The 25,931-nt window shown below is 72.5% G+C and carries 25 protein-coding genes; 17 read left to right on the forward strand and 8 right to left on the reverse strand.

Features of this window, described 5'->3' with window-relative positions:
• The first annotated feature begins 27 nt into the window (after nt 1-27).
• The 5 genes from ACLQ2N_RS27560 to ACLQ2N_RS27580 all read left to right on the forward strand — a co-directional run bounded on the left by ACLQ2N_RS27560 (nt 28) and on the right by ACLQ2N_RS27580 (nt 4,147).
• Nucleotides 28-867: a CPBP family intramembrane glutamic endopeptidase gene (locus ACLQ2N_RS27560; protein WP_425816968.1), complete on the forward strand. Its 840-nt coding sequence runs from the start codon at nt 28-30 to the stop codon at nt 865-867.
• A 35-nt stretch (nt 868-902) separates the two neighbouring features.
• Complete coding sequence (locus ACLQ2N_RS27565) at nt 903-2,054, forward strand: sensor histidine kinase (protein ID WP_425817125.1); 1,152 nt, start codon at nt 903-905, stop codon at nt 2,052-2,054.
• Nucleotides 2,051-2,710 carry a response regulator gene (locus ACLQ2N_RS27570; protein WP_425816970.1) on the forward strand — a complete coding sequence of 220 codons (660 nt, stop codon included), beginning with the start codon at nt 2,051-2,053 and terminating at the stop codon, nt 2,708-2,710. Before ACLQ2N_RS27565 ends, ACLQ2N_RS27570 begins: the two co-directional genes overlap by 4 nt.
• A gap of 126 nt (nt 2,711-2,836) precedes the next feature.
• Entirely contained in the window at nt 2,837-3,736 is a 900-nt protein-coding gene (locus ACLQ2N_RS27575; RefSeq protein WP_425816972.1) for a S1 family peptidase, read from the forward strand.
• Between the two features lie 207 nt (nt 3,737-3,943).
• Complete coding sequence (locus ACLQ2N_RS27580) at nt 3,944-4,147, forward strand: hypothetical protein (RefSeq protein ID WP_425816974.1); 204 nt, start codon at nt 3,944-3,946, stop codon at nt 4,145-4,147.
• A 22-nt stretch (nt 4,148-4,169) separates the two neighbouring features.
• Here the strand turns inward: ACLQ2N_RS27580 and ACLQ2N_RS27585 are convergent, their stop codons facing one another.
• The 6 genes from ACLQ2N_RS27585 to ACLQ2N_RS27610 form a co-directional block, all read right to left on the reverse strand.
• Entirely contained in the window at nt 4,170-5,150 is a 981-nt protein-coding gene (locus ACLQ2N_RS27585; protein ID WP_425816976.1) for a helix-turn-helix transcriptional regulator, read from the reverse strand.
• Nucleotides 5,151-5,267: 117 nt separating this feature from the next.
• Complete coding sequence (locus ACLQ2N_RS27590) at nt 5,268-5,789, reverse strand: hypothetical protein (RefSeq protein ID WP_425816978.1); 522 nt, start codon at nt 5,787-5,789, stop codon at nt 5,268-5,270.
• Between the two features lie 72 nt (nt 5,790-5,861).
• Nucleotides 5,862-6,401: a hypothetical protein gene (locus ACLQ2N_RS27595; RefSeq protein WP_425816980.1), complete on the reverse strand. Its 540-nt coding sequence runs from the start codon at nt 6,399-6,401 to the stop codon at nt 5,862-5,864.
• Between the two features lie 267 nt (nt 6,402-6,668).
• Nucleotides 6,669-7,526, reverse strand: a complete 858-nt coding sequence (locus ACLQ2N_RS27600; protein ID WP_425816982.1) for a DUF1206 domain-containing protein — start codon at nt 7,524-7,526, stop codon at nt 6,669-6,671.
• Between the two features lie 33 nt (nt 7,527-7,559).
• Complete coding sequence (locus ACLQ2N_RS27605; RefSeq protein ID WP_425816984.1) at nt 7,560-9,170, reverse strand: N-acyl-D-amino-acid deacylase family protein; 1,611 nt, start codon at nt 9,168-9,170, stop codon at nt 7,560-7,562.
• Between the two features lie 35 nt (nt 9,171-9,205).
• Complete coding sequence (locus ACLQ2N_RS27610) at nt 9,206-10,495, reverse strand: alanine racemase (protein ID WP_425816986.1); 1,290 nt, start codon at nt 10,493-10,495, stop codon at nt 9,206-9,208.
• 144 nt (nt 10,496-10,639) lie between these two features.
• Between ACLQ2N_RS27610 and ACLQ2N_RS27615 the strand changes: the two genes are divergently transcribed.
• From ACLQ2N_RS27615 to ACLQ2N_RS27630, 4 genes are all read left to right on the forward strand, one after another.
• A complete protein-coding gene (locus ACLQ2N_RS27615) occupies nt 10,640-11,698 on the forward strand; it encodes a sugar kinase (RefSeq protein ID WP_425816988.1) in 1,059 nt (352 codons plus the stop codon).
• Entirely contained in the window at nt 11,695-12,453 is a 759-nt protein-coding gene (locus tag ACLQ2N_RS27620; protein WP_425816990.1) for an IclR family transcriptional regulator, read from the forward strand. Before ACLQ2N_RS27615 ends, ACLQ2N_RS27620 begins: the two co-directional genes overlap by 4 nt.
• 6 nt (nt 12,454-12,459) lie before the next feature.
• Complete coding sequence (locus ACLQ2N_RS27625; RefSeq protein WP_143618603.1) at nt 12,460-12,870, forward strand: RidA family protein; 411 nt, start codon at nt 12,460-12,462, stop codon at nt 12,868-12,870.
• 113 nt (nt 12,871-12,983) lie between these two features.
• Entirely contained in the window at nt 12,984-14,459 is a 1,476-nt protein-coding gene (locus ACLQ2N_RS27630) for a GntP family permease (protein WP_425816992.1), read from the forward strand.
• Between the two features lie 15 nt (nt 14,460-14,474).
• Here the strand turns inward: ACLQ2N_RS27630 and ACLQ2N_RS27635 are convergent, their stop codons facing one another.
• Nucleotides 14,475-16,634 (reverse strand): serine/threonine protein kinase, encoded by a 2,160-nt coding sequence (locus ACLQ2N_RS27635; protein WP_425816994.1) that lies wholly within the window; start codon nt 16,632-16,634, stop codon nt 14,475-14,477.
• A gap of 178 nt (nt 16,635-16,812) precedes the next feature.
• Nucleotides 16,813-18,480: a chitinase gene (locus ACLQ2N_RS27640; protein WP_425817127.1), complete on the reverse strand. Its 1,668-nt coding sequence runs from the start codon at nt 18,478-18,480 to the stop codon at nt 16,813-16,815.
• A gap of 393 nt (nt 18,481-18,873) precedes the next feature.
• Between ACLQ2N_RS27640 and ACLQ2N_RS27645 the strand changes: the two genes are divergently transcribed.
• The 8 genes from ACLQ2N_RS27645 (at nt 18,874) to ACLQ2N_RS27680 (ending at nt 25,799) form a co-directional block, all read left to right on the forward strand.
• A complete protein-coding gene (locus tag ACLQ2N_RS27645) occupies nt 18,874-19,710 on the forward strand; it encodes a hypothetical protein (RefSeq protein ID WP_425817129.1) in 837 nt (278 codons plus the stop codon).
• Between the two features lie 67 nt (nt 19,711-19,777).
• On the forward strand, nt 19,778-20,491 hold the full coding sequence (gene cpaB, locus ACLQ2N_RS27650) for a Flp pilus assembly protein CpaB (RefSeq protein WP_425816996.1): 714 nt from the start codon (nt 19,778-19,780) through the stop codon (nt 20,489-20,491).
• Nucleotides 20,492-20,498: 7 nt separating this feature from the next.
• Complete coding sequence (locus tag ACLQ2N_RS27655; protein ID WP_425816998.1) at nt 20,499-21,746, forward strand: AAA family ATPase; 1,248 nt, start codon at nt 20,499-20,501, stop codon at nt 21,744-21,746.
• 23 nt (nt 21,747-21,769) lie between these two features.
• Nucleotides 21,770-22,189: a TadE/TadG family type IV pilus assembly protein gene (locus ACLQ2N_RS27660; RefSeq protein WP_425817000.1), complete on the forward strand. Its 420-nt coding sequence runs from the start codon at nt 21,770-21,772 to the stop codon at nt 22,187-22,189.
• Nucleotides 22,183-22,551: a TadE/TadG family type IV pilus assembly protein gene (locus ACLQ2N_RS27665; RefSeq protein ID WP_425817002.1), complete on the forward strand. Its 369-nt coding sequence runs from the start codon at nt 22,183-22,185 to the stop codon at nt 22,549-22,551. The genes ACLQ2N_RS27660 and ACLQ2N_RS27665 overlap by 7 nt, the downstream gene beginning before the upstream one ends.
• A gap of 45 nt (nt 22,552-22,596) precedes the next feature.
• Complete coding sequence (locus ACLQ2N_RS27670) at nt 22,597-23,937, forward strand: CpaF family protein (RefSeq protein ID WP_425817004.1); 1,341 nt, start codon at nt 22,597-22,599, stop codon at nt 23,935-23,937.
• Between the two features lie 15 nt (nt 23,938-23,952).
• On the forward strand, nt 23,953-24,891 hold the full coding sequence (locus ACLQ2N_RS27675; protein WP_425817006.1) for a type II secretion system F family protein: 939 nt from the start codon (nt 23,953-23,955) through the stop codon (nt 24,889-24,891).
• A gap of 20 nt (nt 24,892-24,911) precedes the next feature.
• Complete coding sequence (locus tag ACLQ2N_RS27680; RefSeq protein WP_425817008.1) at nt 24,912-25,799, forward strand: DUF5936 domain-containing protein; 888 nt, start codon at nt 24,912-24,914, stop codon at nt 25,797-25,799.
• Nucleotides 25,800-25,931 lie beyond the last annotated feature (132 nt).

A 25,931-nucleotide genomic window follows, 5' to 3' on the forward strand; every position in this document is an offset into this window, starting at 1 on the left:
CGCCGCGGGCACGTCCGAGGGGGACTCATGAGAGTGGTCTGGCAACTTCTCGCCGTTGTGGCGGTCTGGGCGATCGGCGGTCAGTGCGTCAACGCGGTGGACGGAAATCCGTGGCTCACGCTCCTGATCGGCCTCGTCACGTCCGTGCTCGCGGTCCTGGTCTACCGGTGGGTGGTGGGGCGCACCGAGCGCCGCCCGGTCACCGAGCTCGCCCGGGAGGGGGCGCCGTCGGCCCTGGGGCGCGGTGCGCTCATGGGACTGGTGCTGTTCGTGGCGGTCATCGCGAACATCGCCCTCCTCGGGGACTACGAGGTGAACGGCCTGGGGTCGCTCACGGGTGCGGTCGGGTTCGTCGGCTTCATGGCCGCCGCCGCCGTCACGGAGGAAGTGGTGTTCCGGGGCGTGCTGTTCCGGATCGTCGAGGAGCGCGCCGGGACCTTGATCGCGCTGACGTCGACCGGGTTGCTGTTCGGGCTGATGCACCTGGCCAACCCGGACGCGAACCTGTGGGGCGCGCTCGCCATCGCGATCGAGGCGGGCGGCATGCTCGGTGCCGCGTACGCCGCCACCCGCAGCCTGTGGCTGCCCATCGGACTGCACTTCGCCTGGAACTTCGCCGCGGCGGGGATCTTCAGCTCGGAGGTCTCGGGCAACGGCGCCTCGCAGGGCCTCCTGGACTCGACGGCCACCGGCTCCGACCTGGTCACCGGCGGCGACTTCGGGCCTGAGGCGAGTGTGTACTCCGTGGTCTTCGGGGTGCTCGTGACGCTCGCGTTCCTCTGGCTGGCCCGCCGGCGCGGCAATCTGGTGCCGCGTGGCGGACGGCGCGCCGCCCCGGCCCCGGCCGCCACTACAGTGCCCCGGTGATCAGTCTTCGCGAAGTACCGGCCCGGGGGCGGCGGTTGGGCGCCGTCGCCGGTCGGCCGGTGCGCTGGCAGCGACTCGACACCACCGTGCGGGACCTGCCGTTCGGGCTGCTGCTCCTCGCCCTGTCGCTCATCCCGGCCTTTCACCGGCACGGGACGGAGCTGGGTGCCGTGGCGGAGCGTCCGTTCGACGCGCTGGGCGCGCTGGCCGCCGTACTGGAGAGCCTGTCGCTCGCCCTGCGGCGGCGGTGGCCGGTGGTCTGCCTGGTCCTGGTCTCGCTGGGCTTCGCCGTCGACCAGCTCGGCGGCTACCACATGGTCGCCGGGACCGCGCTGCCCTTCGCCGTCCTGAGCGCGGGGGCCCATCTGGACGGTCACCGGCGCCGCGCCGCGCTCGCCCTGACCGCCGCGTACGGGGCGCTGGCGTTCGCCCTGCACCGGTACGGCACCGAACCGGTGGACGAGTTCCTGACGTTCTACCTGGTGCTGGCCCTCGTCTGGGGCGTCGGAGCGTGGCTGCGCGCCACCCGGGCCGCCGAGGCGGACCGCCGGCTCCGCGTCGCCGAGGAGAGCCGCACCGCCGAACGGGCCCGGATCGCACGGGAGCTGCACGACGTGGTGACCCATCACGTGACGGCGATGATCGTCCAGGCCGAGGCGGCCCGCTATCTGACCGCCGCCCCCGACCGGCTCGACCACGCCCTGAACAGCGTCACCGACACCGGGCGGCGGGCCGTCAACGACCTGCGCCACCTGCTCGACCTGCTCGACCCGGGCCACGGTGCCGGGGAGAGGGCGCCGGCCGCCGGCCGCATCCCGGTCCTGGTCGAGCAGGCGCGGCGGGCCGGGCAGAGCGTGGAGTTCAACGAGGAAGGCGTCCCGGCCGAGTCCACCGGGAGCGCCGAGCTGGTGGCCTACCGTGTGGTCCAGGAGGCGCTGACGAACGCCCTCAAGTACGCCCACGGCAGCCGGACTTCGGTGAGCGTGCGGCACGGCGGAAGAGAGATCACCGTGGAGGTCGGCACGGACGGCACCGGGAAGCGCGCGGACCTGCCCCCGGGCAGTGGGCGGGGACTGGCCGGGCTGCGCGAGCGGGTCGGCGTCCTCGGCGGCGAGTTCCGTGCGGAGCCCGGTCCGGACGGCGGCTTCACCGTGCGGGCCCGCATACCCTCGGGGAGCGCGTCATGACCGCACCGGCCCGCGTCCTCGTCTGCGACGACCAGGTGCTCGTCCGCACCGGCCTCGCCACGATCATCGACGCCCAGCCGGACCTGGAGGTGGCGGGTGAGTGCGGGGACGGGCGGACCGCCGTCGAGATGGCCGGGCGGCTGCGCCCGGACGTCGTGGTGATGGACATCCGCATGCCCGAGCTCGACGGCATCGAGGCGACCCGGCTGCTGGCCGGGGCGGGCGTGGAGCGGCCCGCCAAGGTGCTCGTGGTGACCACCTTCAACCTGGACGAGTACGTGTACGAGGCGCTGCGCGCCGGGGCGAGCGGGTTCCTGCTCAAGGACGCCCCGCCCGCCCAGCTGCTGCACGGCATCCGGACCGTGCACACGGGCCAGGCGCTGATCGACCCGGAGGTGACGCGCCGGCTGGTCGGCCGCTACGCCGCGCGGATCCGCCCCGCCGGGGACACCTCCTCCGACATCCCGCTGACCCCGCGCGAACTGGAGGTCCTGCGCCTCATCGCGGACGGCTTCTCCAACAGCGAGATCGCGGCCGCGCTCGTCATCAGTCAGGAGACCGTGAAGACGTTCGTCTCGCGCATTCTCGCCAAGCTCGGGCTCCGTGACCGGGTCCAGGCGGTCGTCTACGCCTACCGGCAGGGTCTGGTGACCTGAAAGCGCGGCCGGAATCCGCCCCTTGTGCACCCCCTCTCCGTACGCCAGCATGCGCATGTCAAACCGAAGGACCTTCGGTCGCAGAGGCCATTCGCGCTCTGTTCATTCGCAAGAGGGGACCCCCACATGAAAAAGCCTCTCGTCGGTGCACTCTTCGCGGTGCTGCTCCTGGGAGCGGGCATCGCCCCCGCCGCCGCGGCCACCAGCCACGGCGCGGCCCCGTCCGGCACGGCCGGGGCCTCGGCCCCGTCCGGTCACACCGCGCTCAAGGGCGACAAGCCGGTACGCGCCAAGGCGGTCACCTTCGCCGGGACCGTGGCGCTCAGCAACTGCTCCGGTTCACTCGTCCGCACGCCCTCCTCGCAGCCGGGCGACCCCGCCCTCGTGCTGTCCAACGGGCACTGCCTGGAGACCGGCTTCCCGGCCCCCGGCGCGGTCGTGTTCAACCGCTCGTCCAGCCGCAGCTTCACCCTGCTCAACGCCTCGGGCAGCGGCGTCGGCACGGTCCGGGCGAGCAAGATCGCGTACGGGACGATGACGGACACCGACATCTCGGTGTACCAGCTCACCTCCACGTACGCGCAGATCGAGAGCCGCTACGGCATCAAGGCGCTGGAGCTCAGCACCACGCACCCCGTCGCGGGCACCGCGATCACCGTCGCGTCCGGGTACTGGAAGCGCATGTACAGCTGCAACGTGGACGGGTTCGTCTACCGCCTCAAGGAGGGGAGCTGGACCTGGAAGGACTCGGTCCGCTACACCTCCGCCTGCCAGACCATCGGCGGCACCTCCGGCTCGCCCGTGATCGACAACGCCACCGGCAAGGTCGTCGCCGTCAACAACACCGGTAACGAGGACGGCGGGCGCTGCACGGACAACAACCCGTGCGAGGTCGACGAGAACGGGCAGGTGACGGTCCGCCAGGGCATCAACTACGCCCAGGAGACCTACGGCATCGCCGCGTGCATCGGCACCGGCAACGCCTTCGACCTGAACCGCGCGGGGTGTGCGCTGCCCAAGCCGTGACGGAGGCCGGGGCGTGGGCCGCCCGCCCCGCCCCGGCCAGGCTCGGGGGTGGCAGCATGCTGCACGCGCATGGCAGGTGACTGCCGTGCGGACCACCACGGCCCGGCCGGTCCGCCTGCCAGACTCTGCTGCGACGAACCGGGCAGACGTACCGCCCGGAGCGAGTGACACACGTCCGCGACGGCCGGGACGGGAAAGACGGGGGACATGAGCATCAGGAACACGCGTCGCACGGTGTTCGGCGGTCTGGCCGCCGCGTTGCTGGCGGCAGCCGTCGTGGGAGCCGGTCAGCAGGCGTTCGCGCCGTCCGGTCCGGGGGCGACCGGCACGCACGTCAGCGCGGCGGGAGGCCCCCTCGGGATCTGCGACGCGAGGTGCGTCGCCAACGGGTGGCAGGGGCAGCACCCGTAGCCGCCGGGTGCCCGTACGGGTCTCAGATCCAGCCGCGCTCACGGGCCAGCAGGGCCGCGTGGGCGCGGTTTTCCGCGCCGAGCATCTGGAACAGGTCGGACACGTGCCGCCGGTACGTGCGCAGCGAGATGCCCAGCTTGCGGGCGCCCGTCTCGTCCTTGGCGACCGTGCACATCGCTTCCAGGACGCGCAGTTGCAGGGGCGAGATGCCGGAGTGGTCCGCCGGGGCCTTCCCGTCGGCGGCCTCGAAGTCCTCGGCCGCCTCCCAGAGCCGTTCGAAGTTGTTGATGATCGTGGTGACGATGCCGCGTTCGCGCGAGCAGAGTGCCCCCTTGGCGGTGTCCGCCGGGTCGATGGGCACGAGCGCGGTGTGCCGGTCGTAGATCAGGATCAGCTCGTCCAGGGCATCCAGGACGCGGATCCGCGCACCCGCCGCGTTCAGCTCGCGCAGATAGGCCAGGGTGGCCGGGTCCGTGAGTGCGGCGGCCCGTACCAGGTTGCGGATGACGACGCCCCTGCGCAGGCACCGCATGTCGAGCGGCCGCGCGTGGGCGATGTTCTCCGGCGTCAGGGCATCGTACGGCTCCGCCGACTGCACCTCGGAGCGGGCGAAGAAGGAGAGTTCGTCGAGCCGGGTGCGGATCTCCGCGATGTCGGTGAGGCGTTCGGTGGGCCCGTCGGCGCGGTCGCCCTCGTCGGCGGGGAGTTCGCCCGCGAGTGAGTCGATGATGGGCTGGAGGTGCGAGAGCGTGCGGATGCTCTCGTACAGCTCCTCCAGCCGCCGTTCGGCCAGCCTGCCGACGACGACCTCGGGGGCGCGGGCCGAGACGGCACGGCCGTCCTCCTTGAGCAGGCCCAGCTCGCGGAAGCGCCGCAGGGCGCTGTCGGTCTCCTCCGGGGCACAGTGCAGCAGGATGTGCAGGTCATCCGATTCGGCACCGGGATTGCGCAGCAGATGCCGGTAGACGTCCTCCTCGGCCTTGGTCAGGCCGAGTACCTGCATGGTGTGCGCGAACAAGACGTGCGACCCCCGCCCCGTGAAAGCCAGCCCTCGGGGCCGCTGTCCGGGGGAGTTTAGAGCGCGTGTGTGGGTCTGGTAAAGGACGATCTTCCGGCTCCCTTACGCCTTCTTGCGCGGGGCGGCGAGCACGCTCAGGGACCAGCGGACGCCGTCGGGGGCGTCCACCGTCAGCCGGTAGGCGGCGCTGTCCAGCACGCCCGCCTCGAACTGGTTGCGCGACTCGGTGACGGCCGGCCACTCGTCGCCGCACGGGACGTCGAACGTCGGCTCCGGCGTCATCTCGACCGTCACGGTGCCCTTGCCGAGGCAGTCGAGGTAGATCCAGTGCTCCCGTGTGCCGTCGGCACGGAACGAGCCGAGGGCCCGGTGGCCGGTCCCGGGCCGGGCGGTGAGGACGACCCGGCACGTCCCGGAGTCCTCCTCGCACGGGCCCGACTCCGGCACCCGCACCTCGGTGGTCGCGCGCGGGGCCTTCGTGGACGCGGCAGCCGCCGGTGACGGCGGACGGGCGCCCTCCCCCTCCCCGCCGCCCGTGCCGCACGCGGCGGCCAGCAGTACGGAGCAGCTGCCGAGCAGCGCGCCCAGCGGGCGGGGCCGGGTGCCCCGTCGTGTCCCCTGCATGGGGTTTTCCTCCTTCTCATGGTGCCGGGGGCCGGCCGCTCCCGGGCGGCCGGCCCCCGGGGAGCCGTGCGGTCAGCGCGAGACGACGGTGAACTTCCAGCCCTTCTCGTTGGTGGGGGCCCAATCGCTGTAGCCGGTCGCCAGGGTCGTCGTGGAGCAGCTGCCGTTCACCCGGTAGTAGCGCCAGTTGAACTTCTTGCCGTACGACCCGTAGCGGGACTGGAGGTACTTCCCGGACGGGACCTTCTTGGTCACCTCGTGCCCGACCGTGATGGAGGCGGTCTTGGCGACCGAGGCGCCGGTGGAGACCTTGGCCTGGGCGATGACGCCGCTCACGCTCGCCTCGCCGCTGACGGAGATGGAGTGGTGGAGGGTGCCGCTCCGCTCGACCTTCACCTTCACCGTCGCGGGGCCCGGACCGTCCTTGAGCCGCGCCGACGCCAGTGAGTGGTGGACGGTCGAGATGGAGGTGACGGCGTAGTTCCGCTCCACCGGGCAGCCCGTGGCCACCCGGCCGCCGGCGGTCGCGGGGGTCGCCGCGAGCAGGCCGCCGAGTACGACGACGCCGGTGCCGACGGCGGCTGCCCGGGCTGCGAAGTGTCCTGTGGACATGGTGAACTCCTGGTCCTCGGCGCGTGGGAACGCGCACGTGCGTGTCGGATGACCCGCTTCGTGGGGGCCGGCTCGTGCCGTTCTTCCCTGCGGGCAGCGCCCACGATGGCAGGGCGGCGCGGGTGCCGGAGCGGCGCGGCGGTGCACCAAGTGGCCAGGAATTGGCAGCATGTTGTCGGGGATCCGGGCGACGCCTCCCGGCAGCGGAAAGCCCGGTGCGGGCCGCACGAGGTGCGGCCCGCACCGGGCTTTCCGGCGCGTGGCGGCTCAGATCCTGCGCCACCGCGCGTTGGCGAGGGAGAAGAGGCCGAAGGCGACCAGGCCGACGGCTATGAGGCCCAGCAGCCACGGGCCGGCCGGGGTGGCGCTGAAGGACCGCAGGGTGTCGTCCATGCCCTTGGCCTCACCGGAGCGCGCCTTCACCGCCGCCGACACCGCGAAACCTCCGGCGACCGCGAAGACCAGACCCCGGCTGACACCGCCGAAGACGCCGGTGGTGTCCACGGCCCGCCGCATGGTCCGGGACATCGCGCCCATGCGCAGGTGCTTGTGGAACTTCCGCAGCGCCGCGCGGCCCGCGATCCACAGGCCCGCACAGGCGATGCCCACGCCGGCCGCGCCCACGATCCAGCGTCCGCCCGGCAGGTCCAGCGCCCGCGCCGTGACGTCCTGCGAGCGGGCGTCGCCCTTCCCGCTTCCGCTGCCCGTGTCACCGGCCGCGAACGACAGGACCGAGTAGGCGACGAAGGCGTAGAAGACGGCCCGCCCGCCGGAGGCCAGCCGCTTGGTCGCCTTGTGCCCGTCCGGGCCTGCCGCACCGAACGCCGCCTCGGACAGCCGCCACAACGCCATGCCCACGAGCGCGATGCCCAGGACCCACAGCAGCACGTGTCCGAAGGGCTTCTGCGCGATCTCGGCGAGTGCCCCGCCCCGGTCCGCCTGCTTTCCGCCGCCGCCCTTGCCGTCGCCGTCGTTGAACGCGATGCGCAGGGCGAGGAGCCCGACGAGGAAGTAGATGACCCCGCGTGCCACGAACCCCGCACGGCCGGCCGCTTCCACGGCTGTGCTGTTTCCCGCCCGCCGGGCCTTTCCCCGGCCCTTCGAGGCTGTCGCAGAGATATTCATGACAGCCGGTTGCCCTGGAGGGGGGCGGAGAAACTACACTGCGCCCCCCGCCGGACGCACCGACCGCCCCGCCAGCACCTGCGTACGCCTGCCGTCCTCGATCACGAAGCGGCCGTCGATCAGCACGTGCGGGATGCCCACCGGCAGGGTGCGGGGGGCCTCGAACGTCGAGCCCGCCGCCACCGTCGCCGGGTCGAAGAGGACCAGGTCGGCGCGGTAGCCCTCGCGTACGAGACCGCGGTCGGGGAGCCGCAGCCGGGCCGCCGGGCGGGCGGTGAGGTGGGCGACGCACTCCTCCAGGGAGAGGATGCCCAGCTCGCGCGCGTAGCGGCCCAGGTAGTGGGGGAAGGTGCCGTACGCGCGGGGGTGCGGCTTGTCGCCCTGGAGGATGCCGTCGCTGCCGCCCGTGTGCACGCGGTGGCGCATGATCTGCCGGACGTTCTCCTCGTGGCCGACGTGCTGGAGGATCGTCGTCCCGAGCCGGTCCTCCACCAGCAGCCGCCGCGCGGTCACCCACGGCTCCTCGCCCCGCAGGGCCGCCGACTCGGCCACCGTACGCCCGACGTACCCGGCGAGGGCGGGCTCGCCGGTGCCGGAGATCTCGATGGTGTCCCACTCGATCGGCACCCCGTGGCAGCCGTCCGACCCCACGACCTCCAGGTCGTGGCGGATGCGGGCGGCCGTCTCCGCGTCGGCCAGCCGGGCCAGGACCGCCTCCGGGCCGCCCTCGCTCGCCCAGCTGGGCAGCATCGCGACGAGGGTCGTGCAGCCGGGGGTGTACGGGTAGGTGTCCAGGGAGATGTCGGCGCCCGCGTCGAGCGCGTCGTCCAGCAGGGCGAGCAGGTCGGGGGCGCGGCCCTCGTTGACCCCGAAGTTCATGGTCGCGTGGGCCAGGTGCAGGGCGCAGCCCGCGCTGCGGGTGAGCCGCACCATCTCCTCGTACGCCTCCAGGGCGCCCGCCCCGTACGAGCGGTGGTGCGGGCAGTAGTAGCCGCCGTGCGCGGCCACCACCCGGCACAGCTCGGTGAGTTCGGCGTCGTCCGCGTACATGCCGGGGGTGTAGGTGAGGCCCGAGGACATGCCGACCGCGCCCTCGCGCATGCCCTGGTCCACGAGTTGGCGCATCCGGTCCAGTTCGGCGTCGGTCGCGGGGCGGTCGTCCCAGCCCACCGCGTACATCCGGACCGTGCCCTGCGGGATGAGGTAGGCGGCGTTGACGGCGATGCCCTGGCGGTCGAGGCGGTCCAGGTAGCCGCCGACGGTCCGCCAGTCGAAGTCGATGTCCTCGCCGCCGCCGTTCCAGCCGGAGATGGAGCGGCGGACCTCGGCGAGCGTGCGGTCGTCCACGGGCGCGTACGACAGGCCGTCCTGGCCCAGGACCTCCAGCGTGACGCCCTGCGCGGCCTTCGCGCTGTGGTCGGGGTCGCGGAGCAGCGCCAGGTCGCTGTGGGCGTGCATGTCGATGAAACCGGGGGACAGGGCGAGGCCGCCGGCGTCCACCGTGCGGTGCCCGGTGGGCCGGGGGCCGGGGGAGTCCTCGCGGTGGATCTCCGCGATGCGGCCGTCGGCGACGGCCACGTCGGCGCGGTAGGAGGGGGTGGCGGTGCCGTCGATGACGCGGGCGTCGCGGATGACGAGGTCCATGGGGCCTTGGCCTTTCTCGGCGGGCTGGGCCCGGATCAGAAGAACGTGCGGACGAAGTCGGTGACCGTGCCGTCCGCCTCCACGAGCGGGATCAGCTGCCACTTGTCGAAGCTGGTGCAGGGGTGGGACAGGCCCATCCCCACCCAGTCCCCGACCTCCAGGCGCGCGCCCTCGTCCGTGCGGACCCAGGTGTGCTGGTCGGACAGGCCGGTCACGGTGATCCCCTCGGCCGGCCGCTCCGAGCCGTCCCGGCCCGAGCGGACCACCTGCGCCTCGGGCAGGTCCAGGTCGTACGCCGCGTCGCGCTTGCCCGCGTTGAGGAACGCCTGCCCGGCGGACGGGCGCGACACCACCTGCGCCCAGAGCCGGAACGCGGGCCGCAGCGTGCCCTCCTCCGGGACGCGGTTGAACGGCGTGAGGTGGCGGTAGTGCCCGTCGTCGTGCGAGACGTACGCCCCCGAGCGCAGCAGCTTGAGCACGGGGGCGGAGAGCTCCGGGATCCCGGCGAACACGTCCGCCACCGCGTCGAACCACGCGCTGCCGCCCGCGCTGATCACGATGCGCTCACCGGCCCCCAGCGCGCCGAAGCGGCCCGCCGCGTCGAAGTCCGCCGCCAGCGCGACGAGCCGGCGCAGCCAGGCCCGGACCCGGTCGCCGTCCGCGTCCGGCACCTCGCCCTCGTAACCGGCGACGCCGACCAGGCGCAGGGCCGGCGCCCCGGCGACCGCGTCCGCCACGGCGGCGCAGTCCGCCTCGGTCCGGACGCCGGTGCGCGCGCCCTCGCCCGCGCCCAGCTCCACGACGACGTCGACCGGGCGGGAGGCGCCCGCCGCGCGCAGGGCCTCGTCCATCAGCTCGACCCCGCGCACGGAGTCCACGTAGCAGACGAAGGCGAAGTCCGGGTCGGCGTCCAGCTCGCCCGCCAGCCAGCGCAGCGCGGCGGCGTCGACCAGCTCGTTGGCGAGGAAGATCCGGCCGATCCCGAACGCGCGGTAGACCCGCGCCTGGTGGGGAACGGCGGCCGTGATGCCCCAGGCGCCGTGCTCCAGCTGGCGGGCGAAGAGCTGCGGGGACATCGACGTCTTGCCGTGCGGGGCGAACGCGAGACCGTGGCGTTCCGCGTACGTCTCCAGGAGCGCGAGGTTGTGCTCGACCGACTCGGCGGACAGGGCGAGCACGGGGGTGGTGAACCCGCCCTCGAAGAGAGTGCGGCGCTCGGCGGCCAGGGCGCCGACGGTCAGGCCCTCGGCGTCGGGCGGGAGGCCCTTGAACCGGTGGTCGACCGGTTCGTCGGCGAGAGCGGTCACGTGGTGCGCGGCGGCCATGGGGTCTCCTCGGTCCGGTCAGCGATCTGATTGCAACATATGCAACACCCATTGCGTATATCGCTCAAGGCTGTCTAACATCCGAGCCGACGCCCGGTCAATGGTGAGTGCCGGCGTCGCCGCCCGACTGCTGAGGAGCCCCGCGTGTCCGGAACCACGCCCGCCGACGTCGTGTGCCTCGGTGAGTCCATGGTGACGTTCCTGCCCTCGCGGCCCGGGCGCCTCGCCGATGTGCCGTCCTTCGACCGGGGCATCGGCGGCGCCGAGTCCAACGTCGCCTGCGCGCTGGCGGCGGCCGGGCACCGGGCGGCCTGGGTGAGCCGGGTCGGGGCGGACGGCTTCGGCGACCACCTCGTGGAGGCGGTCGCCGCGTACGGCGTGGACACGTCCTCCGTGCGGCGCGATCCCTCCCGGCCGACCGGGATCTACTTCCGTACGGCCACGGACCGGGCCACGGATGTCCACGAGGTGGCGTACTACCGGGCCGGGTCCGCGGCCTCCGCGATGTCGCCCGTGACGGTCCCGTGCGACGCGCTGCCCTCCGGGCGGATCCTCCACCTGTCGGGGATCACCGCCGCGCTGTCGGCGGACTGCCGGGCGCTGCTCCAGGAGCTGACCGCTCCACGGGCGGGGCGGCCGCTGATCTCGTTCGACGTGAACTACCGGCCCGGGCTGTGGCGGGGGGAGCCGGCCGCGGTGCTGCTCGATCTGGCGCGGCGGGCGGACGTGGTGTTCGTGGGGGAGGACGAGGCACAGGAGGCGTGGGGCGTCGTGGGCGCCGCCGCGATCCGGGAGGCGCTGCCGGAGCCGGGGGTGGTCGTGGTGAAGCGCGGCGCCGACGGCGTGACGGTGTTCTCCCGTGAACCGGGACTCCGCACCGCACCCCGCGCCTCGAACGCCGGCGGGGCTGACGAGGTCACCCACGTCCCCGCGCTCCGCGTCGACGTCGTCGCCCCCGTCGGCGCGGGCGACGCCTTCGCCGCCGGGTTCCTGTCCGCCACCCTCCGCGGACTCCCCGTCCCCGCGCGCGCCCGCCACGGCCACCTCATGGCCGCCGCCGTCCTCACGGTCCCCGGCGACCTCACCGCGCCCCCCGCCCGCGAGCACGCCGACCGGCTCACGGCACTGGACGACGACGCGTGGGGGAGACTGCGTCTCGGCCCCGGGTGGACGGGGGACGACACGGAGGTACGTACGCCATGAGCCAGACCGTCGACCGCGCGCTGAGCATCCTGCCGCTCCTCGCCCAGGGGCCCGCCGACCTCGGACAGGTCGCCGACCGCCTCGGCGTCCACAAGTCCACCGCGCTGCGCCTGCTCCGCACGCTCCACGAGCACGGGCTCGTCTACCGGCAGCAGGACCAGCGCTACCGCCTCGGCGCCCGGCTGTTCGCGCTCGCGCAGGAGGCCGTGGAGAACCTCGACGTACGGGAGATCGCCCACCCGCACCTCGCCGAGCTGAACGAGCTCTGCGGCCACACCGTCCACCTCGCCGTGTACGAGGAGAACGAGGTCCTCTACATCGACAAGGTCGAGAGCCGCTACCCGGTCCGGATGTACTCGCGGATCGGCAAGCCCGTCGCGATCACCGTCGCCGCCGTGGCCAAGCTGCTCCTCGCCGACCTGAGCGAGGCCGAGCGGCGGGCCATCGCCGACAAGCTCGACTACCCCATGTACACGCCCCGTTCGACGCCCGGCGCCGCCGCGTTCCTCAAGGAGCTCGCCGCCGTACGCGAACAGGGCTGGGCCACCGACCTCGGCGGCCACGAGGAGTCCATCAACTGCGTCGGCGCCCCCATTCGCGGGGCCGACGGGCGCGTCGTCGCCGCGATGTCGGTGTCCGCGCCGAACGTGGTCGTCACGGCCGAGGAACTCCTCACCCTGCTCCCCCTGGTCCGTCGGACCGCCGACACCATCAGCCGGGAGTACTCCGGCAGCAACCGACCCAAGAAAGCCTGATCCGCCATGACCGAGAAGACCGCGCTCACCCCCAGCACCCACACCACCCCGCCCGCGAAGTTCTCGCACGGCGTGCGCAAGGGCAACATCCTCCAGGTCGCCGGCCAGGTCGGCTTCCTGCCCGCCGTCGAGGGCCAGGCGCCCACCCCGGCGGGCCCCACCCTGCGCGAGCAGACCCTCCAGACCTTCGCCAACGTCAAGGCCATCCTGGAGGAGGGCGGCGCGAGCTGGGACGACGTGATGATGATGCGCGTCTACCTCACGGACGTGGACCACTTCGCCGAGATGAACGAGATCTACAACGCGTACTTCGCCGAGCAGAACCTCAAGGAGGCCCCGGCCGCGCGCACCACGGTCTACGTCGGCCTCCCGAAGGGCCTCCTCATCGAGATCGACGCCCTCGCCGTCCTGGGCTGAGCCGTCTCCGTAATCCGCACCCCGCCCGGCACGGCGCCGCACAGCACGCAGGCGCCGTGCCGCGGTCCCCCCTGCCCACGCACCAAGGACATGGACGAACAACGGAGTTACCCATGCAGCTCGCCGCAGGCCCCACCCCGCCCGAGACGCCACCCCACACCGGTGGACTCCTCCTCCTCATCGACGGCACGCCCGGTCTGCTGACCGTCGCCGCCCTCGGCATCGCGCTCCTCCTCTTCCTGATCATCAAGGTCAGGCTCCAGCCGTTCGTCGCGCTGCTCGCGGTCTCCATAGCCGTCGGCCTGGGCGCGGGGCTCTCGGTCACCGAACTCTTCGGCACCGTGCAGAAGTCCGCCGCCGTCTCCGTCATCGAATCCGGCATGGGCGGCATCCTCGGCCATGTCGCGATCATCATCGGCCTCGGCACGATGCTCGGCGCGATCCTGGAGGTCTCCGGCGGCGCCGAGGTGCTGAGCGCCCGGCTGCTGCGGCTCTTCGGCGAGAAGCGCGCCCCGCTCGCGATGGGCCTGACCGGTCTGATCTTCGGTATCCCGGTCTTCTTCGACGTCGGCATTTTCGTCCTCGCGCCGATCGTCTACGCGGCCGCCAAGCGGTCCGGAAAATCGATTCTGCTGTACGCGATGCCGCTGCTCGCGGGGCTCTCCATGACCCACGCGTTCCTGCCCCCGCACCCCGGCCCGGTCGCCGCCGCGGGGCTCTTCCACGTCTCGCTCGGCTGGGTCATCCTGATGGGCGCCCTCGTCGGCATCCCGTCCGTGCTCGCCGCCTGGGGCTACGCCGCCTGGATCGGCAAGCGCATCTTCGTGGACGTCCCGCAGGACATGCTGGAGGCCGCCGAGGAGGCGAAGGCCGCCGTCGTCGCCGAGCAGCGGGCCGCCGGGGTCACCCCGCGCGAGGAGCCGGTCGCGCTCTCCACCGTGCTCGCCATCATCGGCACCCCGCTGATCCTGATCCTCGCCGCCACGTTCTCCTCGATCGCGATGGACCCTTCGACCGGCCGCTCGGTCATCGAGTTCTTCGGGAACCCCTTCGTCGCCCTGACGATCGCGCTGCTCCTCGCGTACTACCTGCTCGGCATCCGGCGCGGCTGGTCCCGCAAGTCCCTGGAGTCCGTGTCCACTTCCTCGCTGAAGCCGGTCGGGAACATCCTGCTCGTCGTCGGCGCGGGCGGCATCTTCGGCGCCGTGCTCAAGGGCAGCGGCATCGCGGACGCGCTCGCCGACACCTTCAACGACGTCGGCCTGCCCGTCATCCTGCTCGCCTGGCTGATCTCGGCCGTGCTGCGGATCGCCCAGGGCTCGGCGACCGTCGCCATCGTCACCACCGCCGGCATCGTCGTCCCGCTCGTGGAGAACCAGGGCTTCTCGCAGGCCCACCTCGCGCTCATCATCATGGCCATCTCGGCCGGCTCGATCATCGCCTCGCACGTCAACGACGGCGGCTTCTGGATGGTGTCGAAGTACTTCGGCATCTCCGAACGCGACACTCTGAAGTCCTGGACCGTGCTCGAAACCGTCCTGTCGGTCGCCGGGTTCGCCGTCGCCGCGCTGCTCAGCCTGGTGATCTAGCCGTACGACTGTGCTTCAGGCGGCCGAGGCGCAGATGATGCTGCGGCCCTGGTTGACCTGCCAGTACCAGAACCGCTCGCCGGGCCCCGCCGGACAGGTCCAGTTCTGGCCCTTCTTCGGGGCCCGGTAGAAGCCGGTGATCCGCAGGATCGACTGGCCTGCCCTGGGCACCTTCGAGGCGTTGCACTTCCACACCACCGTCAGGTCGGCGTTGGTCTCCCCGTTCACCTTCGCCGGAAAGCACTGGCCCGCCTTGTACACCCGGTCCAGGCACAGCGTCCGCGTGATCCCGTCGTCGCCCGACCGGCTCCACCAGGTGAAGCCCGCCCCCGTGTCGCAGGAGCTGGACCCGCCGGTGCGGGTGCTCACCCGGTTGACGTGCATGTACGCGTTCGAGGCGCCGCAGTTCACCCGGACCGGGCGGCTCGCGCTCATGTTGTCGTAGCCGTCGTTGTACACGTCGAGGCAGTCGCCCGCGCGCACGGCGGCGAACGCGCGGTCGGTGGAGTCCATGGTGGGCGTGGGGGTCGGTGTCGGGGTGGGGGTCGGGTCCTCCGTCACGGGGTCGTCGGAGTCCGCGCTGCTGTCCGTCGAGCCGCCCCCGCCGCTCGACGTGTCCGGGTCCGTGTCGGCGCTCGCGCTGTCGTCCGTGTGCGTGTCGAGGCCTTTGCCCGAGGTGACGGAGCCGGACGCGCTGCTTCCCGACGCCGAACCGCCGCCCGTCTTCTCCCACGGCTGCCACGTCAGCAGCCCCGCCACGGCGACCAGTGCGAGCAGCCACCCCAGGGCGGCGCCGCCGGAGGGCGACGAGCCGGTGCGCGGCCCCGCCGGGGCGGGGGCCGGGGAGGGCGAGGCGGTCCGGGCCCGGGCCGCCCGCTCGGCGCGCTCCCGCTCGGCGCGGCGGCGGGCCGCCCGCTCCTGCTCGGCGCGTTGCCGGGCCGCCTGCTCCTGCTCCGCGCGCTCGCGGCCGGCCCGCTCCTGCGCCGCCCGCACCCGCGCCACGCGCTCGGCCTCCGCGCGCTCACGTTCCTCCCGCTCGGCCCGCACCCGGGCAAGGCGCTCCGCCTCCTCGCGCTCCGACTGCTCCCGCTCCGCGCGCTGCCGCTCGGCCAGCTGGGCGAGGGCCGCCATCTCGCGGCGGGTGCGGTCGCGGTCGGCCCGGGCCTGCCGCTCGGGCGAATACACCAGCGTCGGAGGCGGCTTCGGCACGGCGCGCGTCCGCTGCGTCACGGCCGGCGCGTGCGACGGGCCGCCCCGGGAACGGCCGCCCGCCCATTCCCGGCCCTGCTCCGCGTACGCGTCGATCAGCGCCGTCCACCGCGGCGGCAGCCAGCGCGTGCCGCTCGTCGTCATCGGCAGCCCGGCCTGCTGCTCGCGGAAACGGGCCAGCAGCTCGGCGGGGGTCGGGCGGTGCCGGGGCTGCACGGCCAGGCACGGCCGGATCGTCGCGACCAGCTCCTTGGGCAGCCCGGTCAGATCGAGCTCGCCGCGCTGCACCCGGGCCAGCAGCCGCAACGTGTCGCCGTCCGCGCGGTAGGGCGCCCGGCCGGTGGCCAGCAGGAAGAGCGTGGCACCCAGCGAATACACGTCGGAGGCGGCCGTGGACTCCTCGCCGCGCGCCTGCTCCGGCGAGGTGAAGGCGATCGTGCCCAGCGTGAGGCCCGTCAGGGTGAGGTCGCTGGCGTGCGAGATGCCGAAGTCGATGACCCGGGGCCCGTCCAGCGGCAGCAGCACGTTCTGCGGCTTCACGTCGCGGTGGACGATCCCCACCCCGTGCAGGGTGACCAGGGCCTCGGCGGTGCCGGCCGCGATCCACCGGACGGCCGAGGCGGGCAGCACCCCGCAGGAGCGGGCCAGTTCGGAGAGCGGGGGTGCGGCGATGTAGTCGATGGCCATCCAGGGCCGCTCGGCATCCGGATCGGCGTCCCGCACGCGCGCGGTGTAGGCGCTGTCCACCCGCTGGGCGACCGCCACCTCACGGGCGAAGCGCCGCCGGTCGGTATCGCTGATCCGGCCCTCCGCGAGGAGCGTCTTCACGGCGACGAGGTCCCGGCCGCCGGCCCTGGCCAGGTAGATCCGGCCCATGCCGCCGGACGCCAGCCGCCCGAGCAGCCGGTACGGCCCGAGCGTCGCCGGATCGTCCCCGCCCAGCGCTTCGATCCGCGCCCCGGCCATGTCGCTCCCCCTTCGCCCCAGCACCGCGCCCCACAACGGTGCCACGTCCGCGCGCGGACAGCCATGCGATGCGGCAACACCCGTACAGGACTGTTGCGTTACCGGTGTCGAAGCCAAGGCCCACACGCAGCAGCGCCGCCGGGGGAGCGGCGGCGCTGCTGGTTCTGGGGGGTGTGGTTTACGGCAGGCCGTGGACGTGCGGGCCGACCGCGTTCGACCAGGCGTTGCCGGCCGTCGCGTCCCAGTTGGTGGACCAGGTCATCGCGCCGCGCAGACCGGGGTACGTCTTCGACGGCTTGAAGCTGCCGCAGCCGGTGCCCTTGGTCAGGCAGTCCAGCGCCGCGTTCACGACCGACGGGGCGACGTAGCCACTGCCCGCGCCCCGGGTGGAGGCGGGGACGCCGAGGCCGACCTGCGACGGGTCGAGGCCGCCCTCCAGCTGGATGCAGGCGAGCGCGGTGAGGAAGTCCACCGAGCCCTGCGAGTAGACCTTGCCGTCGCAGCCGAGCATCGAACCGCTGTTGTAGTACTGCATGTTGACGACGGTCAGGATGTCCTTGATGTTGAGCGCCGTCTTGAAGTACTCGCCCGCGGTGGACTGCATGTCGATGGTCTGCGGGGCCATCGTGATGACGAGGCCGGAGCCCGCCTTCTGCGACAGCGAACGCAGCGCCTTCGTCATGTACGTGGAGTTGAGGCCGTTCTCCAGGTCGATGTCGACGCCGTTGAAGCCGTACTCCTGGATGAGGGAGTAGACGGAGTTGGCGAAGTTGGTCGCGGACGCGTCGCTGTTGACCGAGACCGAGCCCTTCTCGCCGCCGACCGAGATGATGACGTTCTTGCCGGCCGCCTGCTTCGCCTTGATGTCGGCCTTGAACTGGTCGACGGTGTAGCCGTTCAGGCCGGCCGAGTCCAGGTTGAAGGTGACGGCGCCGGGCGTGGTCGTCGCGTCGGCGAAGGAGACCGCGATGATGTCGTAGTTCGCGGGCACGTCGCTGAGCTTCTGGACGGTCGCGCCGTTGTTGAAGTTCTGCCAGTAGCCGGTGACCGCGTGCTTCGGCACGGAGGTGCCCGGGTTCGGGTCGGTCCCGCCGGACTTCGCGGTCCGGCCGCTGACGGTGGCCGACTTCACGGACTCACCGGCCGCGTTGGTCGCGGTCACCGCGAACTGGTAGGCGGTGTCGGCCGCGAGACCGGTGACGGTGGCCGAGGTGCCGGTCGAGGTGGTCGCCTTCACGCCGTCCTTGTAGACGGTGTAGCCGGTCGCGCCGGACACCGAGTTCCAGGACAGGCCGATCGAGGACGACGTGGTCGAGCCGACCGCGAGCCCGGCCGGGGCGCCGGGGATCGACGGGCCGGGGTCGGTCCCGCCGCCGCCGTCGGGGCCGGTCACCGAGAAGTCGTCCACGAGGTAGGCCGCCTGGCCGTACCAGCCGTGCGTGTACACGGTGACGGACGTGGTGTTCGCGCCGGTCGTGAAGCTGGTCTTCAGCTGCGTCCAGCCGGTGGAGCCCGGCGTCCACGTCGACACGTCGGTGGTCCCGGTGCCGCTGGCCCCCAGGTAGGCGTAACCGTCCTGCACCCAGGAGCTGAGCTGGTACGTCGAGTTGGGCTTGACGGCCACGGTCTGCGAGCACTTGGCGTTGTCCTGGCCGGCCGGGGTGGCCTTGAGGGCGGAGGTGCCGCCGTGCACGGGGGAGGAGACGGTGGTGCCGGAGTTTCCGGTACACGTCCAGTTGGCGAGGCCCGATTCGAAGCCGGCGTTCTTGGCGACGTTGACGTCGGCGGCCTCGGCGCTGGTCACGAGTCCGGTGAGGGTCAGGGCGCCGGCCGCGACGACGGCCATGGCGGAGCCGAGGACCGGGCGGGTGCGGCGTCTTCTGCGGCTCGGGGCGGGGGAACGATCCACTTGCTGCCTCCGGGAGGAGTCGGGGATGGCGGGGGGCGACACGGGGGTGCCGGGGGTGTGGAATCGAGGAACGGTGGCCACCGCTGGCCGATAAACTGGTCCAGACCAATCAAGTTGTCAAGACCTCTGGCGGTCCCCGCTCCCCCCGGAACCGCCGGACACCTCATCACCCGTGCTCCGCGGGCTTCTTGAAAGTGTTCTCTGTCCTGCCGTACGTGGATAAAGTGCTCAGGCGGGAGCATCCGAGCGGAAGCACCCGGCGGGAGCGAGTGCGGCCGGCGGTACGCGACGGCCCGAGGAACGGGGAGCGGCGTGCCGACAGCCATAGCAGTGACCGGTCCCGGCCTCGTGCTGCCTCCGCAGGACCGCCAGACGCCCCCGGCGGTCGTCCTGCGCGCTCCCGGCGAACAGACCCTGGACCAGGCGCTGGACGACATGCAGCGCCTCCTGGAGCAGCACGGCCACGTCATCGCCGTCTACCCGGCCGGCCTCCCCGCGGCGCACGAGCGCCGGCTGCACACCGTCCGCTCGGTCCTGGAGAGCGACCGGATCGCCCTGCTCAAGTCGGACCTGCCGCCGCTCGGCGTGGCCGTACTGGTGCGCCAGTTACGGCAGTTGTCCGTCTGCGACTTCAGCGCCGGGGTCGTCGCCTCCGCCGCGAGGCTCCTGTCCCACTACGTGCACGCCGGCGCGCTGCTCCACTCCGTGACCCGGCTCGACCGGGTGCCCGTCAGCCTCAAGACGCACGCCAAGTCCTGGGTCCCTGGCGCCCAGTTCGGCGTGCTCGCCAACCCGGAACCCCAGCTCGTCAGGGTCGGTACGGGGGAGCTGAGCGGCCCCCGGTTCGCCACGCATCTCCTCGTCGCCCGGGGGCAGTCCCCGTCGGAGTGGGTGACCGGCACCCTGGCCCGGGCGTGGCAGGTGCAGGCGGTCCACGAGGCCGCGCTGCCCGACGAGTCCGCCGGCTGGTGGGGCACCCCGAAGATGATCGAGTTCGCGGCCTATCTGCCCGACATCTCGCTGATCCACCAGCTGGTCTCCTCGGTGCGCAGGGAGGTCTGCACCTGGTGCCGGAACGAACTCATCGGCGACCGCTGCGGCCTGTGCAACGCCCCCCTGACCCCGCCCGAGCACCGCACGCGCGGCCCCGCCGCCCTGAACCCATGAGGTCCCCCGAGAGCCCCGCCCCGTACCGCCCGTCGGCCCACATATCCCCAACGAGGTTGCTCCGCCCATGAACTCACGGCAACGCCGCGGCGTCATCCTGCTCCTCCTGTCGGTCCTGTGCGCCCTCGCCGCCTTCGCCGGTGTGATCTGGGTGATCGGTGACGTGAACGCGAAGGTGGGCCCCGAGGTGACCGCGTACCGGGTCAAGACCACCATCGCGCCCTACAAGCCCCTGGAAGCCGACCAGTTCGAGAAGATCTCGATGCCCGAGCGCTGGCTCTCCAAGAGCGCCGTCACCGACCTCTCCGCCCTCCGCGGCAAGATCGCCGTCACGGAACTGCACCCGGGCTCCCTGCTCCAGGAGGACATGCTGGTCGACCGCCCGAAGCTGAAGAGCGGGCAGCAGGAGATCGCCATCATGATCGACGCCGCGACCGGTGTCGCCGGCAAGATCCGGCCGGGCAACCTCGTCAACATCTATGCCACCTTCGCCGGCCGCACCGACAGGGAGAAGCCCACCTCGCGCGTCATCGTGGCCAACGCCCGGGTCATCGACGTCGGCCGGCTCACCTCCCTCGAACCCAAGCCGGAGGACCGGGGCGACGGCCCCACCGAGGCGGTGCCGATCACCTTCGCCCTGGACACCGACGACGCCCAGCGCGTCGCCTACGCGGAGTCCTTCGCCGAACACGTACGCCTGGCCCTGCTCCCCGCCGACAGCCCCACCACCCTGCGCCCGGGCGAGGGCAGCTACGACCTCGACGAAGACAAGACCAAGTGAGGACCGGATGAGCACACGCATCCTCCCGGCCGTCGGTGACGCCGACGCCGCCCGCGCCGTCTCGGGGCTCCTCGGCCAGCTCCCCGACGCGGAGCCGGCCGCCCCGCTCGGCGACTCCACCTCACTGCTCGACACCCTCGCCCGGCTCGCCGCCGAATCCCTGGACGAGCTGCCCGAGGTCGTCCTCGTGCACGAGCGGATCGGCCCGGTCCCGGCCCTGGAGCTGATCCGGGAGGTGGCCCTGCGCTTCCCGGCCGTCGGCGTCGTCCTCGTCACCGCCGACACCAGCCCCGGGCTCTACTCGGCCGCCATGGACTCCGGCGCCCGCGGCCTGGTCGGCCTGCCCCTCTCGTACGAGGAGCTGGCGCAGCGCGTCCAGGCCGCGTCCGGCTGGTCCGTCGGGGTGCGCCGCCACCTCGGGGCCGGCGCCGAGCTGCACACCGGACCGGGCGGCACCGTCGTCACCGTCAGCGGTGCCAAGGGCGGCGTCGGCACCACGGTCACCGCCGTCCAGCTGGCCCTGGCCGCCGCCGCCTCCGGGCACACCGTCGCGCTGGCCGACCTGGACCTCCAGTCGGGGGACGTCGCCTCCTACCTCGACGTGCAGTTCCGCCGGTCCGTGGTGGACCTCGCCACCATCCAGGACATCTCGCCCCGGGTCCTCCAGGACGCCCTGTACAACCACGAGTCCGGCGTCGCCCTGCTCCTCGCCCCGGCCGACGGCGAGCGCGGCGAGGACGTCACCGACCGCGTCGTGCGCCAGACCGTCAGCGCCCTGCGCCACCGCTACGAGGTCGTCGTCATCGACTGCGGGACGTACATGAACGCGGCCAACGCCGCGGCGGTCGAGATGGCGGACCGCACCGTCCTCGTCACCACCCCGGACGTGATCGCCGTCCGGGCCGCCAAGCGCATGGTCCGCCTCTGGGACCGGCTCCAGGTCCGCAAGGCCGAGGAGACCATCACCCTCGTCAACCGCCACACCCGCCAGACGGAGATCCAGCCCGCGCTGATCGAGAGGATCACCGCCACCAAGGTCGCCCGGATCGCCGTCCCGGCCGGCTTCAAGGAGCTCCAGGCGGTCGTGGACGCCGGCCGCCTCCAGGACCTGGACGCCAAGTCCGCGGTGAAACAGGCCCTGTGGGGGCTGGCCGGAGAACTCGGCCTCGTCAAGAACGCGGAAGCGGCCGCCCGAGGGGGCAGGCTCAAGGGTGAGCGCGGTTCGGCCGGCGGCCGGCGGGCGCGTGCGAAATGACCACCGAGGGGGAGTGCCGTGCCATGAACCTCTTACCCGCGTACCGGCGCCGGGCGGCGGCGGGCCGTGACGCCCGCTCCGACCGGGGCCAGACCGCGATCGAGTTCGTCGGCGTCCTGCCCCTCATCCTGCTCACCCTCGCCCTGCTCTGGCAGGCGGGGCTCGTCTGCTACACGTACATCCTCGCCGGGAACGCCGCCGACAAGGCCGTCCGGGCCGCCGCCGTCGCCGAGGGCGACCCGGGGGCGGCCTGCGATCGGGCGGGGCGCGAGGACGTCCCGGGCGGCTGGTCGATTCAGGTGCGGTGCCGTGGGGGGTCCGGCGAGCTGGTCTCCGCGACCGTGCGCATCGACGTACCGCTGCTGTTCCCCGGCGCGTTCAGCGTGCCCATGCACGCCACGGGCGAGGCGAAGGCCAGGAACGAGCGGCGGGACGCATGGTGACCCGGCGCCGCACCGGCTCCCGGCAACGCGGGCAGGCCGCCGTCGAGTACGTGGGCGTGCTCACCCTGCTGCTCGTCGTCGCGCTCGTCGTCGCGCAGCTCGGCATCGCCGTCTACGCCGCCCAGCAGGCGGGTACGGCCGCGCGGACCGCGGCCCGGGTGGCGTCGACCGACCACCAGACGGGCCGGGCGGGCGCGGTGGCCCGGGAGTCCATGAGCGGCTGGCTCGCGGACGGGGCGACCGTCACGACGGGGGGCGGCGAGGAGTCGGTCACCGTGACCGTGCGGGTTTCCGTCCCCGCTCTGCTGCCGATGTTCTCCTTCGGCTCCGTCGAGAAGAGCGCCACCATGCCGAGCGACTGACCCGGAACCGACCATGCGGCCACAGGAAACGAGGGAGTCGATCACATGAGCCTGCGGGCGCGCATCACCAGCCCCGAACCCGCGAACGGGATGAGCGAGGAGAGCCGGCTCGTCGGCGCCTACCGCGCCAAACTGCTGGAGGAGATCGACCTCGCCGAGATGTCCGCCCTCGCGGCGGCCGACCGCAGGGCCAGGCTCGAACGCGTCCTCGGCCACATCATCAGCCGCGAGGGCCCCGTCCTGTCCTCCGCGGAGCGCTCGCAGCTCATCCGCCGGGTCGTGGACGAGGCGCTCGGCCTCGGCATCCTCGAACCGCTCCTGGAGGACGCCTCCATCAGCGAGATCATGGTCAACGGTCCCGACCAGGTCTACGTGGAGCGAGGCGGCCGCCTCGAACTCCTCCCGATGCGCTTCTCCTCCAACGACCAGCTGATGCAGACCATCGAACGCATCGTCTCCACGGTCAACCGCCGCGTGGACGAGTCGAACCCGATGGTCGACGCCCGGCTCCCCTCCGGCGAGCGCGTCAACGTGGTCATCCCCCCGCTCTCCCTGTCCGGCCCGATCCTCACCATCCGGCGCTTCCCCCGGGCCTTCACGCTCCAGGAGATGATCGCGCTCGGCTCGCTGGACGAGCACATGCTGCTCCTGCTCGCCGGCTTCGTCCGCGCCAAGTTCAACGTGATCGTCTCCGGCGCCACCGGCACCGGCAAGACCACCCTGCTCAACGCGCTCTCCGGGCTGATCCCCGACGGCGAGCGCATCGTCACCATCGAGGACTCCGCCGAGCTCCGGCTCCAGCAGTCCCACGTGATCACGCTGGAGAGCCGGCCGCCCAACGTCGAGGGCAAGGGCCGGGTCACCATCCGCGACCTCGTCCGCAACTCCCTGCGCATGCGCCCCGACCGCATCATCGTCGGCGAGGTCCGGGGCGGCGAGACCCTCGACATGCTCCAGGCCATGTCCACCGGCCACGACGGCTCCCTCGCCACCGTCCACGCCAACAGCGCGGAGGACGCCCTGATGCGACTCCAGACCCTCAGCTCCATGTCCGAGGTCGAGATCCCGTTCGCCGCGATCCACGACCAGATCAACAGCGCCGTCGACGTGATCATCCAGCTGACCCGGCACGGCGACGGCTCCCGCCGCGTCACGGAGATCGCCGTCGTGGACTCGTACGGCCGCGAGGACTACCGCATCGTCTCCGTCTGCCGCTTCGACGCCCTCCCGATGGCGGCCGACGGGCGCGTGTACGGGCAGTTCGCGTACTTCCCCGTGCCCCGCCGGGTCGCGGACCGCTTCTACATGGCGAACGAGGCGGTCCCCCCGGCGTTCGGGGTCGCCCACACGGACGAGCAGCTGCTGACCCGTACGCCCACGGCCTGAAAGGCGCTTCCCGACATGGACAACCTCCCGCTCCTGACGGTCGGCGTGACCCTGCTCGCCGGTGTGCTCGCCGTCATCGGCCTGCATGTCTACGCCTCCGGCAGGGAACAGCAGCGGGCCCTCATCGACCGCCTCTCCCGGACCGGCCCCCCGGCGATCGAGGGACGCGCCCGGCGCTTCCGGACCGTCGACCGCAAGCTGCGCCGGACCCGCCTCGGCAAGCGCATCGAGCGGAAGCTCGCGGTCACCGGGCTCGACCTCACCCCCGGCGAGTACGCCGTGTACGTCGTCGCCGCCCTGCTCGCGCTCTACTTCGTCACCGCGGCCGTCTTCGCCTCGTTCTTCGGACTCCTCGCGGTCCTCATCGGCGCCTGGGGCGGCAACGCCTTCCTCGACTGGCAGCGCGCCAAACGCACCGAGGCGTTCATCAGCCAGCTCCCCGAGCTCACCCGCGTCCTCGCCAACGCCACCCAGGCCGGACTCGCCCTGCGCACCGCGATCTCCATGGCCGTCGAGGAGCTGGACGACCCCGCCCACGAGGAGCTGCGCCGGGTCGCCGACCGCCTGGCCATCGGCCACTCCCTGGACGACGCCCTGAACGAGCTCGTCGAACGGCTGCCCTCCCGCGAGCTGACCGTCCTCGTCTCCACCCTCATCCTGTCCAACCGGGCGGGCGGCACCATCGTCTCCTCGCTGCGCAACCTCACCAACACGCTGGAGGAGCGCAAGGAGACCCGGCGCGAGGTGACCACCCTCCTCTCGCAGGTGAAGGTCACCGCCGTCGCCGTGCCCGTCCTCGGACTGCTCTTCCTGCTCCTCATCAACACCATGAGGGGCGGCGCACTGGACGACATGGCCGCCGCGACGACCGGCCGCATCGCGATCGTCGTCGCCGCCGGTCTCTACGGCCTCGGCTTCTTCCTGATCAACCGCCTGACCCGCGTCCGCATCTGACGGCCGGAGAGGAGACGCACATGGAGATCCTGCTCGCCGCCGTCATGGGACTCGCCGTCCTCGGCGCCTTCCAGGGCGTCCGCATGTACCGCGCGGACGCCAAGCTCCCCGGCGACCTGGCCGTCGCCCTGGAGGTCGGCGCCAGCCGCACCAGCGCCGCCGGCTCGGCCATCGACCGCATCGGCATGCGGTACGCCCCCCGGATCCTGTCCATGATGGGCCCCCGGCGCGTCGACCGGATCCGCCGGAAGCTCGACATGGCCGGCAACCCGCGCGGCCTGACCGTCGACCGCTACGCCGCCCGGCGCGCGGTCTTCGGCGGCCTCGGCGTCCTGGCCGCCCTGGCCATGCTGATGAACGGGCAGGTGTTCCTGGCCGTCATCCTGCTCGTCTACGGCCTGTTCTGGACGGACGTGATCATCCGGGCGGCCATCGCCCGGCGCAAGGACGACATCGAGCGCACCCTGCCCGACTTCCTGGACGTCCTCGCGGTCGTCGTCTCGGCCGGGCTCGGCTTCCGGCAGGCGCTGGAGCGGGTCTCGGAGAAGTACACCGGCCCGTGGTCCGACGAGTTGCGCATCACCCTGCGCCAGATGGACATGGGCGTCAGCAGGCGCGACGCCTTCGACCAGCTCCGCCGCCGCAACGAGTCCGAACAGGTCTCCATGTTCGTCTCCGCCCTCCAGCAGGGCGAGGAGCTGGGCGCGCCCATCGTCGACACCCTGATCCAGATCGCCAACGACATGCGCCGCACCGACGCCCAGGAAGCCCGCCGCAAGGCGTCCAAGGCCGTCCCCAAGGCCACGCTGATCGTCACGAGCTTCATGCTCCCGGGCACGATCATCCTGATCGCGGTCGGGTTCTACTACGCGGCGAACGTGAACATCAATGAGATCTTCGGCAGCTGACAACGCGAAGCGCCGTCCTCGGAGAGCTGTTTGTGGGACATTCGGAGCTGAGGGGGGCGGGAGGGGCAGCATGGCTGAAAGCGATACGTCTGACGAGCCCCGGAAGTGGGAATGGGCCCGGAAGCCCACGAA

This window comes from Streptomyces sp. DT224 (genome assembly GCF_049844595.1).
In the GTDB taxonomy this organism is placed as follows: Bacteria; Actinomycetota; Actinomycetes; order Streptomycetales; family Streptomycetaceae; genus Streptomyces.

What these genes read in the sequence shown, in the direction of transcription:
- cpaB (WP_425816996.1), top strand. Translation starts at nt 19,778, where the DNA reads ATGAACTCACGGCAACGCCGCGGCGTCATCCTGCTCCTCCTGTCGGTC.
- ACLQ2N_RS27625 (WP_143618603.1), top strand. Translation starts at nt 12,460, where the DNA reads ATGACCGAGAAGACCGCGCTCACCCCCAGCACCCACACCACCCCGCCC.
- ACLQ2N_RS27655 (WP_425816998.1), top strand. Translation starts at nt 20,499, where the DNA reads ATGAGCACACGCATCCTCCCGGCCGTCGGTGACGCCGACGCCGCCCGC.
- ACLQ2N_RS27620 (WP_425816990.1), top strand. Translation starts at nt 11,695, where the DNA reads ATGAGCCAGACCGTCGACCGCGCGCTGAGCATCCTGCCGCTCCTCGCC.
- ACLQ2N_RS27675 (WP_425817006.1), top strand. Translation starts at nt 23,953, where the DNA reads ATGGACAACCTCCCGCTCCTGACGGTCGGCGTGACCCTGCTCGCCGGT.
- ACLQ2N_RS27600 (WP_425816982.1), bottom strand. Translation starts at nt 7,526, where the DNA reads ATGAATATCTCTGCGACAGCCTCGAAGGGCCGGGGAAAGGCCCGGCGG.
- ACLQ2N_RS27635 (WP_425816994.1), bottom strand. Translation starts at nt 16,634, where the DNA reads ATGGCCGGGGCGCGGATCGAAGCGCTGGGCGGGGACGATCCGGCGACG.
- ACLQ2N_RS27680 (WP_425817008.1), top strand. Translation starts at nt 24,912, where the DNA reads ATGGAGATCCTGCTCGCCGCCGTCATGGGACTCGCCGTCCTCGGCGCC.
- ACLQ2N_RS27585 (WP_425816976.1), bottom strand. Translation starts at nt 5,150, where the DNA reads ATGCAGGTACTCGGCCTGACCAAGGCCGAGGAGGACGTCTACCGGCAT.
- ACLQ2N_RS27670 (WP_425817004.1), top strand. Translation starts at nt 22,597, where the DNA reads ATGAGCCTGCGGGCGCGCATCACCAGCCCCGAACCCGCGAACGGGATG.
- ACLQ2N_RS27660 (WP_425817000.1), top strand. Translation starts at nt 21,770, where the DNA reads ATGAACCTCTTACCCGCGTACCGGCGCCGGGCGGCGGCGGGCCGTGAC.
- ACLQ2N_RS27575 (WP_425816972.1), top strand. Translation starts at nt 2,837, where the DNA reads ATGAAAAAGCCTCTCGTCGGTGCACTCTTCGCGGTGCTGCTCCTGGGA.
- ACLQ2N_RS27590 (WP_425816978.1), bottom strand. Translation starts at nt 5,789, where the DNA reads ATGCAGGGGACACGACGGGGCACCCGGCCCCGCCCGCTGGGCGCGCTG.
- ACLQ2N_RS27560 (WP_425816968.1), top strand. Translation starts at nt 28, where the DNA reads ATGAGAGTGGTCTGGCAACTTCTCGCCGTTGTGGCGGTCTGGGCGATC.
- ACLQ2N_RS27570 (WP_425816970.1), top strand. Translation starts at nt 2,051, where the DNA reads ATGACCGCACCGGCCCGCGTCCTCGTCTGCGACGACCAGGTGCTCGTC.
- ACLQ2N_RS27605 (WP_425816984.1), bottom strand. Translation starts at nt 9,170, where the DNA reads ATGGACCTCGTCATCCGCGACGCCCGCGTCATCGACGGCACCGCCACC.
- ACLQ2N_RS27595 (WP_425816980.1), bottom strand. Translation starts at nt 6,401, where the DNA reads ATGTCCACAGGACACTTCGCAGCCCGGGCAGCCGCCGTCGGCACCGGC.
- ACLQ2N_RS27610 (WP_425816986.1), bottom strand. Translation starts at nt 10,495, where the DNA reads ATGGCCGCCGCGCACCACGTGACCGCTCTCGCCGACGAACCGGTCGAC.
- ACLQ2N_RS27640 (WP_425817127.1), bottom strand. Translation starts at nt 18,480, where the DNA reads ATGGCCGTCGTCGCGGCCGGCGCCCTGACCCTCACCGGACTCGTGACC.
- ACLQ2N_RS27580 (WP_425816974.1), top strand. Translation starts at nt 3,944, where the DNA reads ATGAGCATCAGGAACACGCGTCGCACGGTGTTCGGCGGTCTGGCCGCC.
- ACLQ2N_RS27630 (WP_425816992.1), top strand. Translation starts at nt 12,984, where the DNA reads ATGCAGCTCGCCGCAGGCCCCACCCCGCCCGAGACGCCACCCCACACC.
- ACLQ2N_RS27665 (WP_425817002.1), top strand. Translation starts at nt 22,183, where the DNA reads ATGGTGACCCGGCGCCGCACCGGCTCCCGGCAACGCGGGCAGGCCGCC.